At 61.9% G+C, this 14,228-nt stretch carries 13 protein-coding genes; 9 read left to right on the forward strand and 4 right to left on the reverse strand.

What is annotated here, in order from left to right; genetic code table 11:
* The first annotated feature begins 32 nt into the window (after window positions 1-32).
* Together ACQ4WM_RS01930 and ACQ4WM_RS01935 are read left to right on the forward strand one after the other, a co-directional pair.
* Window positions 33-371, forward strand: a complete 339-nt coding sequence (locus ACQ4WM_RS01930; protein WP_436545027.1) for a hypothetical protein — start codon at window positions 33-35, stop codon at window positions 369-371.
* The gene (locus ACQ4WM_RS01935; protein WP_436545028.1) at window positions 371-844 is read left to right on the forward strand and encodes a ribonuclease HI family protein; all 474 of its coding nucleotides are present in this window, start codon (window positions 371-373) and stop codon (window positions 842-844) included. The genes ACQ4WM_RS01930 and ACQ4WM_RS01935 overlap by 1 nt, the downstream gene beginning before the upstream one ends.
* Here ACQ4WM_RS01935 and ACQ4WM_RS01940 read toward each other — a convergent pair.
* Together ACQ4WM_RS01940 and ACQ4WM_RS01945 are read right to left on the reverse strand one after the other, a co-directional pair.
* A complete protein-coding gene (locus tag ACQ4WM_RS01940; RefSeq protein ID WP_436545029.1) occupies window positions 836-2,407 on the reverse strand; it encodes a methyl-accepting chemotaxis protein in 1,572 nt (523 codons plus the stop codon). The two genes, ACQ4WM_RS01935 and ACQ4WM_RS01940, sit on opposite strands and share 9 nt — an antisense overlap.
* A gap of 289 nt (window positions 2,408-2,696) precedes the next feature.
* Window positions 2,697-3,185 carry a chemotaxis protein CheW gene (locus tag ACQ4WM_RS01945; protein WP_436545030.1) on the reverse strand — a complete coding sequence of 163 codons (489 nt, stop codon included), beginning with the start codon at window positions 3,183-3,185 and terminating at the stop codon, window positions 2,697-2,699.
* A 211-nt stretch (window positions 3,186-3,396) separates the two neighbouring features.
* Here ACQ4WM_RS01945 and ACQ4WM_RS01950 point away from each other — a divergent pair, with 211 nt between their 5' ends.
* The 3 genes from ACQ4WM_RS01950 (at window position 3,397) to ACQ4WM_RS01960 (ending at window position 6,387) form a co-directional block, all read left to right on the forward strand.
* The gene (locus ACQ4WM_RS01950) at window positions 3,397-4,062 is read left to right on the forward strand and encodes an HD domain-containing protein (RefSeq protein WP_436545031.1); all 666 of its coding nucleotides are present in this window, start codon (window positions 3,397-3,399) and stop codon (window positions 4,060-4,062) included.
* 100 nt (window positions 4,063-4,162) lie between these two features.
* Window positions 4,163-5,434 carry an MFS transporter gene (locus ACQ4WM_RS01955; protein WP_436545032.1) on the forward strand — a complete coding sequence of 424 codons (1,272 nt, stop codon included), beginning with the start codon at window positions 4,163-4,165 and terminating at the stop codon, window positions 5,432-5,434.
* A 131-nt stretch (window positions 5,435-5,565) separates the two neighbouring features.
* Complete coding sequence (locus ACQ4WM_RS01960) at window positions 5,566-6,387, forward strand: substrate-binding periplasmic protein (protein WP_436545033.1); 822 nt, start codon at window positions 5,566-5,568, stop codon at window positions 6,385-6,387.
* Between the two features lie 4 nt (window positions 6,388-6,391).
* Here the strand turns inward: ACQ4WM_RS01960 and ACQ4WM_RS01965 are convergent, their stop codons facing one another.
* On the reverse strand, window positions 6,392-7,123 hold the full coding sequence (locus ACQ4WM_RS01965; protein WP_436545034.1) for an SDR family oxidoreductase: 732 nt from the start codon (window positions 7,121-7,123) through the stop codon (window positions 6,392-6,394).
* 159 nt (window positions 7,124-7,282) lie between these two features.
* Here ACQ4WM_RS01965 and ACQ4WM_RS01970 point away from each other — a divergent pair, with 159 nt between their 5' ends.
* Window positions 7,283-8,260, forward strand: coding sequence for an AraC family transcriptional regulator (locus ACQ4WM_RS01970; protein ID WP_436545035.1), 978 nt, complete (start codon window positions 7,283-7,285; stop codon window positions 8,258-8,260).
* Here ACQ4WM_RS01970 and ACQ4WM_RS01975 read toward each other — a convergent pair.
* On the reverse strand, window positions 8,223-10,172 hold the full coding sequence (locus ACQ4WM_RS01975; RefSeq protein WP_436545036.1) for a CocE/NonD family hydrolase: 1,950 nt from the start codon (window positions 10,170-10,172) through the stop codon (window positions 8,223-8,225). The two genes, ACQ4WM_RS01970 and ACQ4WM_RS01975, sit on opposite strands and share 38 nt — an antisense overlap.
* A gap of 145 nt (window positions 10,173-10,317) precedes the next feature.
* On the opposite strand from ACQ4WM_RS01975, the gene ACQ4WM_RS01980 reads away from it, so the two are divergent.
* From ACQ4WM_RS01980 to ACQ4WM_RS01990, 3 genes are all read left to right on the forward strand, one after another.
* Window positions 10,318-11,286 carry an IS1595 family transposase gene (locus ACQ4WM_RS01980; protein WP_436545037.1) on the forward strand — a complete coding sequence of 323 codons (969 nt, stop codon included), beginning with the start codon at window positions 10,318-10,320 and terminating at the stop codon, window positions 11,284-11,286.
* Window positions 11,287-11,522: 236 nt separating this feature from the next.
* Window positions 11,523-12,596, forward strand: a complete 1,074-nt coding sequence (trpS, locus tag ACQ4WM_RS01985; protein WP_436545038.1) for a tryptophan--tRNA ligase — start codon at window positions 11,523-11,525, stop codon at window positions 12,594-12,596.
* Window positions 12,597-12,613: 17 nt separating this feature from the next.
* On the forward strand, window positions 12,614-14,227 hold the full coding sequence (locus ACQ4WM_RS01990; RefSeq protein ID WP_436545039.1) for an aminotransferase class V-fold PLP-dependent enzyme: 1,614 nt from the start codon (window positions 12,614-12,616) through the stop codon (window positions 14,225-14,227).
* The last annotated feature ends 1 nt before the right edge of the window (window position 14,228 follow it).

Here is a 14,228-nt window from a genome sequence, read left to right on the forward strand (position 1 = left end):
ATGTGCCGCTTGTAACCACCGTGAAGGCGCGCATGAGCGGCACACTCTCTTCCAAACGGCCCAAGGCCATTTTGCTGTCGACCCTGGTGTTTCCCGGCACCGGACATTTGCTGCTGGGCCGCAAGGCGCGCGGCGCGCTGTTCCTGGTGCCGTCCTTGATCGCGCTGCTGCTGGTGATCAACAACATCATGCAGCGCACCGGGCAGATCATGGACCAGATCAACAGCGGCGCCCTGCCGCTCGACGTACAGCTGATCACGGAAAAAGTGGCGGCCCTGTCCGCCAACGACGGCCCCGGCATGCAAGTGGCCGTCGGCGTGCTGGTTGCCTGCTGGATCGCGGCGCTGGTCGACCTGCTGTTCATCAAGTAATGGTATCGGAAGTCTCTGCGCGCAAGGCGCAGCTGCGGCGCGAGCAGCATGCGGCAAAGCGCCAGGATGACGGTGGGCCGCTGGCCTGGCGCGGCTGGTTCGACGGTTCGGCCCACCCGAATCCGGGCCGCCTGGGCATCGGCGCCCTGCTGCTGGGGCCAGGCGGAGAACGCATCGAAATCAGCGAAGCGGCCGGCGAAGGCGACAGCAGCGACGCCGAATATGCGGCCCTGACTGCCTTGCTGCACGCGGCCGTCAAGCTCAGGCCGGCACAGCTGCTGCTGTTTGGCGACAGCCAGGTAGTGATCAATGATGTACTGGGCACCACCGTTGTCAAAGGATTGGCCACGCAGCGCGCCGGGGTGCTGGCGCTGATGGAACAATTGCCGCAAGCAAGCTTGCGGTGGGTGCCGCGTCACCGCAATGGCGAGGCGGACCGGTTGTCGCAGATGGCAATCGCCAGCTTACCTTAGGACCAGCGCCCTGCTGCCATGCAGCTTGAATACACTGACCACCTCGGCCAGCCGCTGCGCCTGGTTCTGCATCGATTCGGCGGCCGCCGCCGCCTCTTCCACCAGCGCCGCATTTTGCTGCGTCACGGCGTCCATCTGGCCGATGGCACGGTTGATCTCGTCGATGCCCACGCTTTGCTCGCTGCTGGCGGCCGTGATTTCGGTAATGATGTCGCTCACGCGCTGCACGCTGGCAACGATATCGTTCATGGTCGAGCCGGCCTCGGCAACCAGCATGCTGCCCGCATTGACTTGCTCGACAGACGCGCCAATCAGGGTCTTGATTTCTTTCGCCGCAGATGCGGAGCGCTGCGCCAGGCTGCGCACCTCCGACGCCACCACGGCAAAGCCCCGGCCCTGCTCGCCCGCGCGCGCCGCTTCCACCGCCGCGTTGAGGGCCAGGATATTGGTCTGGAAGGCAATCCCGTCAATCACGGCAATAATGTCGACGATCTTGTTCGACGAGCTGTTGATCGATTCCATGGTACCGACCACCTGCGCCACCACTTCGCCGCCCTTGACCGCCACTTGCGCGGCCGAGGCCGCCAGCTGATTGGCCTGGCGCGCGTTGTCGGCGTTCTGCTTCACGGTCGAGGTCAGTTCCTCCATTGACGACGCAGTTTCTTCCAGCGAACCGGCCTGCTGCTCGGTGCGGCTCGACAAATCCTGGTTGCCGGCCGCAATCTGCGTCGACGAGGTGGCGATGCTGTCGGTGCCGCCGCGCACTTCGCCGACGATGCGCAGCAAGCTGGCATTCATTTCCTTCAGGGCCAGCAATAATTGCCCGGTTTCATCTTTGGCATCGGCGTCGATCTGCGCCGTCAGATCACCATCGGCCACCCTGCGCGCCACCTCCACCGCCGTGCGCAGCGGGTGGACGATGCTGGTGGTCAGCAACCAGGCGCAGACGGTGCCGAAAGCCAGCGCCAGCACGGCCAGGCCCAGCAGCAGGTTGCGGCTGGAAACAGCCATGGCGTCGATCTCATGGGCCGTGGCGTCAATGCTGGCGCGCTGGTGCAGCAGCAAGTCCTGCACCAGTTTCTGGAATTTGGCAGAGCCCGGTACAAAAGTGCCTTCAAACACCACTTTCGCCTCGTCCAGCTGGCCGTCCGCCTTCATCTTGTAAATCTGGTCGCGCGAACTGAGGTAGACCTTGCGCATCTCGCCGACCTGGCGAAAGATCTCCTTTTCTTCCGGCGACGACAGCAAGGCTTCGATTTTCTTTTGCAGCTCGCCCGAGACGACTGACGAGGCCTTCGATTCTTCCGCAAAATAGGTGCTCAGCGAGGTGTCGCTGCTGCGCGCGATCGCCGTGGTACGGCGGATGCCACTGTCAATCTTGCTGTACCAGTCGGAAATATAGCGCTCCTTGGCCAGCGGCTGTTCCATCATGGCGCGCGTGTCGGTCGCCACATTGTGCAGACGCCACACGCTGATGCCGGTGATCAGCATGGAAAACAACAAAATGCCGGCAAAGCCCAGGCCCAGGCGCATACCGATGCTGATGTTTCGTAAAAAATTCATATATTTATCCCGGAAAACGACGAAAATTGCGTCCTAGCAACACGGTATAAGAAAAACAAGAAGAGAGCAAGGCGGAATGTGACAGCGTTGCAGCGGCGCGCATGGACTGCGAGTGATGCTGGTGATCAGCATTGATAACAACAAGATGACGGCAAAAACGCCGCCCAAGGGCGCGCCGGCTTGCTGCTGGAGGAATCGGGCCTTGATGAAAAGAAGCGCACGGTTTGCATGCAAACCGTGCGCCTGTCACGCTGGAAAAACGGGGCAAAGCAAGGTAGAAGCCAGCCGATCAGGCTGCCAGTTTTTCGATCAGGCCCATGTCGGCGCTCGACATCAGCTGATCGATATCGACCAGTATCAGCATGCGCTCGTCGATGGTGCCCAGGCCGATCACGTATTCGGTATTGATCGAGCGACCCATGTCGGGCGCCGGCTTGATCTGTTCCGGCAGCAAGGTCGTCACGTCGGAGACGCGGTCGACCACCATGCCAACCACGCGGTTGCCGATATTGAGGATGATGACGACGGTAAACTGGTCATAACTGGGCGTACCCAGGTTGAACTTGATGCGCATGTCGACGATCGGCACGATGATGCCACGCAGATTGACCACGCCCTTGACGAACTCGGGCGCGTTGGCGATACGGGTCGGCGTTTCATAGCTGCGAATTTCGCTGACTTTCTGAATATCGATGCCATATTCTTCCTGGCCCAGGGTAAAAGCCAGGTATTCGGCAGCCTTGGCGACGCCGCCTGTTTCGCTGGTGGTGGTGTTCATGTTATTCCTTTGGAGAAGCGAAAGACACAACGGCTCATGGCCTGCTGTGTCGCGCGTGAAAATTATTAAATAATGCATTGTAATTGCAATGGGGCAATATTAACGCATGTAAATTCTCAATGCACTAAAAAAGAACGCCGAATGTCGTGCGATCGCCGGGTGCCACGTTTTATGCCACACTGGCACCTTTGCTTTTCACGATTTCATCACCATGCAAGTTTTGCTGACTCAATGGCAACCTCGTCTGCTGGCGCTCGCTTCGGCCAGCCTGGGCGACGACAGCGCCCACGATATCAACCATCTGCACCGCGTCTGGCGCAATGCGGCTATCCTGCTGCAAGATTACCCACAGGCAGATGCCCTGGTGGTGATGGCCGCCAGCTACCTGCACGACCTGGTCAACCTGCCGAAAAACCATGCTGAACGTCACCTGGCCTCGCGCCAGGCGGCCGCACTGGCTTGCAGTCAGCTGGCCGGAGTCGGTTTCCCGGAAGACAAGTTGCCCGCCGTTGCCCACGCCATTGAAACCCACAGTTTTTCCGCCAACCTGACGCCCACCACCATCGAAGCGCAAATCGTGCAGGATGCCGACCGTATCGATGCGCTAGGCGCGGTCGGCCTGGCGCGCATGTTTTATACGGCGGCCCGCATGGACAGCGCGCTGGCCCACGGCAGTGATCCGCTGGCGCTGCACCGCCCGCTCGACGACAAGGCGTATTCGCTCGACCATATCGTCACCAAGCTTGACAAGCTGCCCGGCAAGATGCAAACGCCAGCCGGGCGCGCGCTGGCCGGGCAACGGCTGCAGATACTGCTCGATTTTCGCGCCACTTTTGCCGAGGAATGGGCTCCGGCACAGCCCGCAACGGCATCGTAGCGAGCAATAGCCAGCGCGGTGGGCGCTGTCTATAATACAAAGCCCAGCGCGCTGCGCCGTCCCGGCACCGGCGCCACGCCAACCATGGCAGAAAGCTTGCATGACCGACCACGCCACCCCCGACTCTTCCCCTGCTACCGCGCCCGCGCGTGCCGGCAATCTCAATTTCATCCTGGTCTGCGTCTTTATCGACATGCTGGGCATAGGCCTGGTGGTGCCGGTGCTGCCGATCCTGATCGGCGATTTTGTCGATGGCAAGGACCAGCAAGCCATGTGGTACGGCATCATGGCGGCCGTGTTTGGCCTGCTGCAATTCATCTTCATGCCCATGCTGGGCGCCATCAGCGACCGCGTCGGGCGTCGCCCCGTGCTGCTGTATTCCATGGCCGGCATGTGCGTCAACTTCCTGGCCACTGGCTGGGCGCCCAACCTGGCCTGCCTGTTTATCGGCCGCATTATCGGTGGCGTCTCGTCGGCCAGCATGTCGGTCGCTTCGGCATATGCCTCCGATATTTCCACGCCGGACAACCGCGCCAAAAGTTTCGGCAAGATCGGCGCCGCTTTCGGCCTGGGCTTTATCTGCGGCCCCATGCTGGGCGGCTTGCTGGGCGATATCAATCTGCACCTGCCCTTCTTTGTTGCAGGCGCGCTGTCTGCGGCAAACTTTATCTATGGCTACTTCATGGTGCCCGAATCGCTGGCGCCCGGGCCGCGCGCACCGTTCACCCTGGCCCGCATCAATCCGTTCTCGGCTCTGGTCAAGCTGGCGCGGCGGGTGGAGATCCGCGGCCTGGTGCTGGCCTTCGGCCTGATGACGTTTGCGCAAATGATGCTCAACACCACCTGGGTGCTGTACACGCACTTTCGCTTCGACTGGACGCCGCGCCAGAATGGCATCGCGCTGTTCTGTGTGGGCCTGTGCGCAGCGGTGGTGCAGGCCGGTTTGCTGGGTATTCTGATCAGGCGTTTGGGCGAAGTACGCTTGTCGCTGCTGGGCATGGCCTCGGGCGCCATCACTTATCTGCTGTATGGCCTGGCGACCGAAGGCTGGATGATGTATGCGCTGATCCTGTGCAACCTGCTGGCGTTCGCGGCCGGACCCGCCCTGCAAGGCATTATCTCGACAGGGTCGGCGGCCGGCGAACAGGGCGAACTGATGGGTTCATTGCAGTCGATCAGCAGCCTGGGCATCATCATGCCGCTGCTGGGCAGCCTTATCCTTGGCGAGGTCAGCCATTTGCCGGCCAATGACTGGCGCATCGGCAGCACCTTTTTTGTCTGCGCCATCATGCAGACTCTGGGCATGATCGTGGCGTGGCGTTACTTCAAGGCACAAGGTGAAACAGGGCCAGCGGTTTCCGCGACAAAATAGCCCACTGGATAACATTACCATAAGGAAACATAAAAACAAAAATACGCTACAATAAGAGACAACTTCACAGATAAACGGCAAAATTGGCTGCGCCTTACCGAGGCGAGAGCCGATGGCAAGCAAGGATGGGGATGACTGATTTTTATTGCAGCGCCTGGCGCGGTACCGCGGCGGCATTGTTGCTGGCCTTGCCCCTGGCGGCATGGGCCGCTTGCTCGCGCGATATCCATGTGCCGGTATCGCAGATCGGAGCCAGCGTGGTCGGCAGCGGCGCCACGGTCAGCGGCATCTATCCGGAGATCCTGCGCACCATGGGCGCCAAAATCGGCTGCAATTTCATCTTCAGCGTGGTGCCGCGTGCCCGCCTGGAAGCCTTGTACGAAACCGGCAAGGCCGACCTGCTGATTCCGGCCAGCAGCACGCCGCGGCGCGACCAGCATGGCCTGTTCGTGCCACTGCTGGGCAACCGCCCACTGCTGATTTCCCTGCAAGGCGCGCGCCAACCGGTTGCCAGCATGCAGGAACTGGTCGAACGGCGCGAACTGCGCGTAGCGCTGGTGCGTGGCTACGACTATGGCCTGCCCTACCAGGCGCTGGCCAAGGAACTGAGCAGCCAGGGGCGGCTGTTCTACGAAGTCGACGCCCTGTCCGTGGCGCGCCTGATGCAAAGCGGCTTTATCGATGCCACCATCATGAACCCCACCATTTTGTCGGGCGCGGTACAAAACGATGCGCGCGTGCTGGGCCTGGCCGACCGGCTGCGCCTGGAAGCGCTGCCGGAACTGCCCTGGGGCCTCTCTGGTGCCTATATTTCACGCAAATCGCTCAGTCCGGGCGACCAGGCGGTATTGCGAGAACTGCTGGAGAAAGCCGCCCGCTCGGGCGCCATCATGGAAAGCTTCCAGCGCGACCACCGGCCCGAACTGCTGTCGGCCAGCATACGGCCGCGCTGACTGTTCAGTAAGGACTCGACGTCGGGCGCACGATGATTTCACTGACATCGACATCGGCCGGCTGCTCGATGGCAAATTGAATTGCCCGGGCGATCGCATCGGGATGAATTGCTCCCTGCCGGAATGTGCGCATCGCTTCGCGCGCGGCCGGATCGGAAATCGACTCGGCCAGTTCCGACTGCGTGACACCGGGCGACACCACGGTAACGCGGATATCGGCGCCCACCTCCTGCCGCAGCCCTTCCGAGATTGCCGCCACCGCAAACTTGGTGGCGCAGTAGACCGCCGCAGTCGGGCTGACGGTGTAGGCGCCGATGGATGCCAGATTGATGATCTGGCCACTGCGCTGCGCCTGCATCGCGGGCAAGGCGCAAGCAATGCCATGCAGCACGCCGCGCACATTGACGTCGAGCATGCGGTTCCATTCGTCGACCTTGCGTTCAGCCAGCATGGACAAGGGCATCACGCCGGCATTGTTGATCCAGACATCGATGCGGCCATGGTGCGCGATAGCGAAATCGGCAAACGCCTGCACATCGTCAAAGTCGGTGACATCGAGCTGCCGGTAGTGTGCCTGTCCACCCTCGGCACGGATGGCGGCGGCCAATGCCTCCAGGCATGGCGTACGGCGCGCACCCAGCACGACGCGCATGCCCCTGCACGCCAGGAGGCGCGCGGTCGCCTCGCCGATGCCGCTGCTCGCCCCCGTGATCAAGACGACTTTGCTGTCATTCATATGCTGTGCTCCCTCGGTTGGTAAATGCACAGTGTGGCGTTCCGGCATGCACACAGGCTGCCTGAAGCTCTGCAATGATTGCCTGAAACTATTCCGTATCGACTTTCCGGCACGGTTACTGGCAAAATAACTGCCTGATCCTTGAACCCGGGTAAGCTCATGCCAAATTTGCAGCACCATGCCAGCTTGCGCCAGTTGCTCGATATGCTGGTACCGCACGAGGGCTATACGGCCTCCGCGCTCGATGCCGTCAGCTTCATGCGCGCCAACAGCGCCTTGCCGCGCATGCCGGTGCTGTACCAGCCGGGCATCGTGATAGTCTGCTCGGGCCGCAAGCGCGGTTTCCTCGGTGGCCGGCAGTATGTCTATGACGCGCGCCATTATCTGGTGCTGGCACTGCCCTTGCCGTTCGAGAGCGAAACCGAGGCCAGTGCCGCTGAACCAATGCTGGCGGTGGTAGTGCGTATCGACATGGAACTGGCAGCCGAGCTGACGCTGGCGCTAGGCCAGGCAGGTGCGCCGCAAACGCAGCAAGGAGACGATACCTCGCCATCCGGCATTGCGGCGACGCCGATGGACACGGCGATGGATGACGCCGTATTGCGCCTGTGCCAAGTGCTGGCGCAGCCGCTGGAGGCAGCCATACTGGGCCCCGGGATTGTGCGCGAGATCGTGTTCCGGGTGTTGCGCGGGCCACAAGGCGGCGCGATCCGCGCGGCGCTGGCGCAGCACAGCCAGTTCGGCCGGATCGGCAAGGCGCTGCGGCGCATCCATGGTAATTACACCGAATTGCTCGACGTGGCCACGCTGGCGCTGGCAGCCGACATGAGCATGCCTGCGTTTCATGCCGGCTTCAAGGCAGTAACCGGCACCACGCCGATGCAATACCTGAAAACCACGCGCCTGCACAAAGCGCGTTTGCTGCTGGTGCAAGATGGCCTGAATGCGGCCAGCGCCGCGCACCGGGTCGGCTATGCCAGCACGACCCAGTTCAGCCGCGAATTCACGCGCCTGTTTGGCCGCAGCCCGCTGCGCGAAGCGGCGCGCATGCAGCATGCGCTGATGCTCCACGCACCATCAGATCAGGCGCAGGCCAGCCTTAGCGTGCCAGGCGAGCAGCCTCGTCGGCCGGGATAATCGGCAACTCGACCGCACTGGAGCTGCCGGCCGCGTGATATACGCGCTGGGTCGCCTTTTTGTAATCCTGCGGATGCGCCAGGAAAATGTTCGGCACGAAGGTTTGCGGATTGCGGTCGTACAGCGGGAACCAGCTCGACTGGATCTGCACAGCAATGCGGTGGCCCGGCAGGAACACGTGGTTGGCGTTCGGCAGCGCGAAGCGGTAGCGCTCGACCTTGCCTGATGGTATCGCGCTGGGGTGCTCCAGGCTGTCGCGGTAGCGGCCACGGAAAATGTCCATCGCCACGCCCAGCTGGTAGCCGCCCATGGCCGGCTGCGAGGGCACTTCGTCCGGGTAGACATCGATCAGCTTGACCACCCAGTCGCTGTCGCTGCCGCTGGTGCTGGCAAACAGATTGACCATCGGTGCGCCGGCGATGCGCACGGCCTCTTTCAACGGCGCCGACATATAGCTGAGCACGTCGGTGCGGTCAGCGTAGCCGCGCTGGTCGCTGACCAGCCATGGCTTCCACACGTCGCCATCGTTCAGGCGCACGGGGCGCGCCACGAACGGCACCGGCTTGGCCGGATCGGCCACGTATTCGTCGAAGGCGCCACTGGCTTCAGGCGCGCCGGCTGGCGCATTGAAGCCCAGCTGATTGCCGTCCTGCAGATAGATCGAGGTCAGTTTCGTGTCGCAGCTGTCGCAGGCCAGCGGCCAGCGCTGCAGCCGCTGCCATTGATTGGTGCCGCTCTGGTAAGACACGACAGGCGCCGTGTTCGCCTGCGGCGCATCGTCCTTCAGGTATTGATTCAGGAACGGCTGCATCACCTTTTCGCGGAACTGGCGCGCCGTGTCGCCGTCGAATTTCAAGGCGCCCAGGCTGGAGCCTTCATAATTGACGCCGCTATGGCGCCATGGGCCGACGGCCAGGTAATTGAGGTTGTTGAGCTTGTCCTTGCCTTCCATCGCCGCATAGGTAGCGTAGGCGCCGTAGATATCTTCCTGGTCCCACTGCCCCACCACGTGCATGGTCGGCACGGTCAACGGCCGTTTGGCCAGGATTTTGTCGAGCGCCTGCTCCTGCCAGTAGCTGTCGTAGGCCGGGTGCTCGAACAGTTTTTTGGTGTAGGTCAGCTTGTCGATGCCGAACTTTTTGGCAAAGTCGCCGGCCGAGCCGATGCGCAAGTAAGCGTCGTAATCGTCATACACACCCAGCACCGGCGACTCGCCGCCGCCGCGCGCGCTGGTCTGCCAGGCCAGGTAAGACAAGCTGGGCATGCGGAAGGCGCCGTTGTGGAACCAGTCGTCGCCGCGCCAGCCGTCGACCATGGCGCTCATCGGGATCGCTACCTTCAGTGCAGGGTGCGGGTCGACCAGCGCCATCAGTACAGTATGGCCCTCATAGGAGGAACCGAGCATGCCGACCTTGCCGTTCGATTCGGGTATGTTTTTCGACAGCCAGTCTATGGTGTCCCAGGCGTCAGTCACATTGTCGACCCTGGTGTTATTGAGTGGACCGCGCACCGGCCGCGTCATCACATAGTCGCCTTCGGAACCATGCTTGCCACGCACATCCTGGAACACGCGGATATAGCCGTTCTCGACCAGGGTGTCATCGCCTTGCGGCAGCATCGCCAGCATGCTGCCGCTGGTGGTGCGCTGGGCCCGCCTGGCCGCGTTGTAGGGCGTGCGCGTGAGCATGATCGGCGCGCGTTTTGCACCCTTCGGCACCACGATCACCGTGTACAGCTTGACGCCGTCACGCATGGGGATCATCACCACGCGCTTGACATAGTCGTTTACATCCGGCATCACCAGTTTGGCGCCGATATCGGGCGTCATCGGCGGCGTCTGCGCCAGCACGGGCGCGGCCAGGGTGGCAATCAGGGCAAGGCAGGCAAGACGGATGGGTGGTGGAACGCGCATGAGACCTCCAAATGATCAGGACAGGCAAGAATAGCCAACAAGCAATAATACCTGTAATACAAAAGGCTATGTCACCGAGAAAAGTGGGAACGATCTGAAATTGCCGACGTCTAACTGAACAGAATTCTTCTTTCAGGAGGCGATCATGCACCTGGTTCAATGGCACACGTTTATCGCACAGTTCTCCCAATTGTCGCAGCGCCAGCGCCTGGCCGGCATCGCGCTGTTGCAGGACAGCACCGGGCAGGATGCCGCCATCGCCCTGGTCGAGCAGACGGCGCTGGCACACCTGCATTGCCCGGCCTGTGGCGCCACGCGTGTCCACCGGCACGGCCATGCCCATGGCTTGCAGCGTTTTCGCTGCGTGTCCTGCCGGAAAACATTCAATGCCTTGAGCGGCACGCCGCTGGCGCATCTGCACCACAAGACACGCTGGCTGGCCTACGCCAGTTGCCTGCTCGAATCGTTTTCCGTGCGCAAGGCTGCCGACCAACTGCAGATTCACCGCAACACCAGCTTCCGCTGGCGCCACCGTTTTCTTGCGCTGGCGAAAAACGACCGGCCGCGATGCCTGCACGGCATTGCCGAAGCCGATGAGATGTATCTGCTCGAATCACAGAAAGGATCGCGGCACCTGACCCGCCCGGCACGGCAACGTGGAGGCGCAGCACGCCAGCGCGGCATCTCGAATGAACACGTCTGTATCCTGGTGGCACGCGACCGCACCGGGCAAACCGTTGATTTGGTGGCCGGCCGTGGCCAGCTCAGCAAGGCGAAACTGCATGCCTGCCTGCCCGCGGTGATCGACCGCGAGATTCTGCTGGTCAGCGATGGCCATCCGGCCTATCCCGTGTTTGCCAGAGAAATTGGCGTCATGCACGCTGCTGTGAACTTGCGGGCAAGCATCCGTGTGCGTGGCACGATCCATGTGCAAAACGTCAATGCCTATCACAGTCGCCTGCGCGGCTGGCTGAGCGCCTTTCATGGCGTGGCGACACGCTATTTGCCCAGCTACCTGGGCTGGCGGTGGATACTCGACGCCAGGAGAATTTTGTCCCCGGAAAGCTTGCTCAAAGCCACCATGGGGTCCTTCCCACACTTGATAGTGACATAGCCATACAAAAGGCTCTCGGCAGATAAATTGCCAGGCAGCTTGACATACCGCTGTCAAACTGCAACCATACCGCCATGAATTTTATCCAGTCACAACACGCTTGCACGAATTGGTGGTCCCGCTCACTCCGCGCGGCCACTGCATAGTGATGTGATTTATGATCAACGCCGCCTCGCTCGGTGGCGTAACAGGCAAATCCTGGATCATCCCGACAAGGCGGCTCGAAAGGAAACTTGATGAGCTTGCCAAATACCCCTGATACGCCAGATACTCCGGAAGCCGCTGCGCCGCTGTCGGCTGCCGCCATCGCTTCGCAATCGGTAATCCTGACGGGCGACCGCCCTACCGGCCCGCTGCACCTGGGCCATTACGTGGGCAGTCTGCGCAACCGCGTCGCCTACCAGAATGATTTCAAGCAGTTCATCATGCTGGCCGACGCGCAGGCGCTGACCGACAATATGGACGATATCGACAAGGTCCACCGCAATGTGGTGGAAGTGGCGCTCGACTACCTGGCCGTCGGTATCGATCCCAGCAAAACCACCGTCTTCATCCAATCGCAGATTCCCGAACTGGCCGAACTGACGTTTTACTACCTGAACATCGTTACCGTGGCGCGCCTGGAGCGCAACCCGACCGTCAAGGAAGAAATCCGCCTGCGCGGCTTCGAGCGCGATATTCCGGCCGGCTTCCTGACCTACCCGGCCAGCCAGGCGGCCGATATCACGGCCTTCAAGGCCGGCGTGGTGCCGGTCGGCGAAGACCAGATCCCGATGATCGAGCAGACCAACGAAATCGTGCGCCGCTTCAACCGCATGTACAACCGCGAAGTGCTGATGGAATGCAAGGCGCTGGTGCCGGAAATCGGCCGCCTGCCCGGCATCGACGGCAAGGCCAAGATGAGCAAATCGCTGGGCAACACCATCAATCTGGGCGCCACGCCGGACGAAATCACGGCCGCCGTGAAAAAGGTCTACACCGACCCGCTGCACCTGCGCGTGGCCGACCCCGGCCACCTGGAAGGCAACGTGGCCTTTATTTACCTGGACGCCTTCGACCAGGAAAAAGCGGCACTGGAAGAAATGAAAGCCCATTATGTACGCGGCGGCCTGGGCGACAGCATCGTCAAGAAACGCCTGGAAGTAGTGCTGCAGGAAATGCTGGCGCCGATCCGCGCCCGCCGCGAAGAGTTCGCCAAGGACAAGGGGCAAGTCATCCAGATGTTGAAAGAAGGCACGTTCCGCGCGCGCGAAGTGGCGGCCCGCACGGCCGACGAAGTTAAGTCGGCGCTGGGCTTGAACTACTTCTGATGCAATCCTCTCATGCAATGAGCGACACCCCTGTCGAACAGCTGCTGCAGCAGCATTTTTCCATCGATGCGCTGCAGCAGGCGCCGGCCCCCCTGCAACAGGCGCTGGCCATGCTCGGTAGCTGGCTGGAAGGCGCGCGCGAGGTGCCGTATCCGCACACACCGTTTGAGCAATTGCTGACGCAATTGTCGGACACGCAGCCGCCGGCCGCAGGCATGCCGGTGGCCGCCTTCCTGCAGGAGCTCGACAGCACGGTGCTGGCCAATACGGCACAGCTGAACCACCCCTGCTATATCGGTCATATGACGCAGGCCCTGCCCTGGGTCAGCGTGCTGGCCGAAGCGTTCACGGCCGCGCTGAACCAGAACCAGGTGAAAATCGAAACCGCCTATGTCTCGACCCTGATTGAAAAGCAGCTGCTGGGCTGGCTGCACCGCCAGGTGTACCGGCACGCGGACGCCGTCTACACGCAGGCCATGGCGGCCACCAGCGGTGCGCTGGGCAATGTCGTCAATGGCGGCACCATGGGAAATCTGACGGCGCTGGCCGTGGCGCTGGAACACCAGTTGCCCGGCACCAGGAAGCGCGGCCTGTTTGTCACCATGCAGGAGTCGGGCCACACCGGCCTGGCTGTGATCGGCTCGGCCCGCAGCCATTATTCGGTCAAGAAAGCGCTGGCCACCCTGGGCCTCGGCGAAGCGGCCTTGCACCTGGTGCCGGTCGACCGTGACAACCGCATCGATGTCAACGCGCTGGAAGCGACGATTGCTGACTTGAAGGCGCGCAGGATCAAAATCGTCGCCATCATCGGCATCGCCGGCACCACGGAAACTGGCGCCATCGACCCGCTGGCAGCGATGGCAGCCATTGCTGCGCGTGAAGCGATCTGGTTCCATGTGGACGCGGCCTGGGGCGGCGCGCTGCTGGTGGCCGAGCAGTTCCGCCCGCTGTACGCAGGCATCGAACTGGCCGACTCGGTGGTAATCGACGGCCATAAACTGCTGTGGGTGCCGATGGCGCAGAGCATGGTGCTGTTCAAGAGCAGCACCAGCCTGAACCTGCTCAAGCACAACGCCAACTACATCTTGCGCGACAATTCCGGCGACCTGGGCCAGACCTCGCTGGAAGGCTCGCGCCGCTTCGACGCGCTCAAACTTTGGACCTCGTTCAAGGTGCTGGGCGTATCCGGCTACACCACCTTGCTGCAGCAGGCCGCTACCCTGAGCCAGCAAATGCAGGACCTGCTGACGGACCAGCAGGATTTCGAGATGATCACGCGTTCCGATACCTTTATCCTCACCTACCGCTACGTGCCGGCGCCGCTGCGCCAGCGCATGGATAGTCTGCTGGCCTGTGGGGACATCGACGCCGCACTCGCGCTGAACCAGCAACTCAACAGCCTCAACGCCAGGCTGCAAAACCGGCAAAAGGCCGAAGGCCGCAGCTTTGTGTCGCGCACCGTGCTCGAATCGACACCGTACCCTGGCCCGACCAATGTGCTGCGCGTGGTGATGACCAACGTCAGGACCCGGCCGCATCACTTGCGCGCCATTCTGGCTGAACAGCGCAGCATAGGCCAGGCACTGGCAGGCGAACTGGCGCTTGAGCCAGGCAACCAGGCCGGTTTGTAGC

Origin of the sequence: Janthinobacterium longum (assembly GCF_051380735.1) — a bacterium.
Taxonomy (GTDB): Bacteria; Pseudomonadota; Gammaproteobacteria; order Burkholderiales; family Burkholderiaceae_D; genus Janthinobacterium.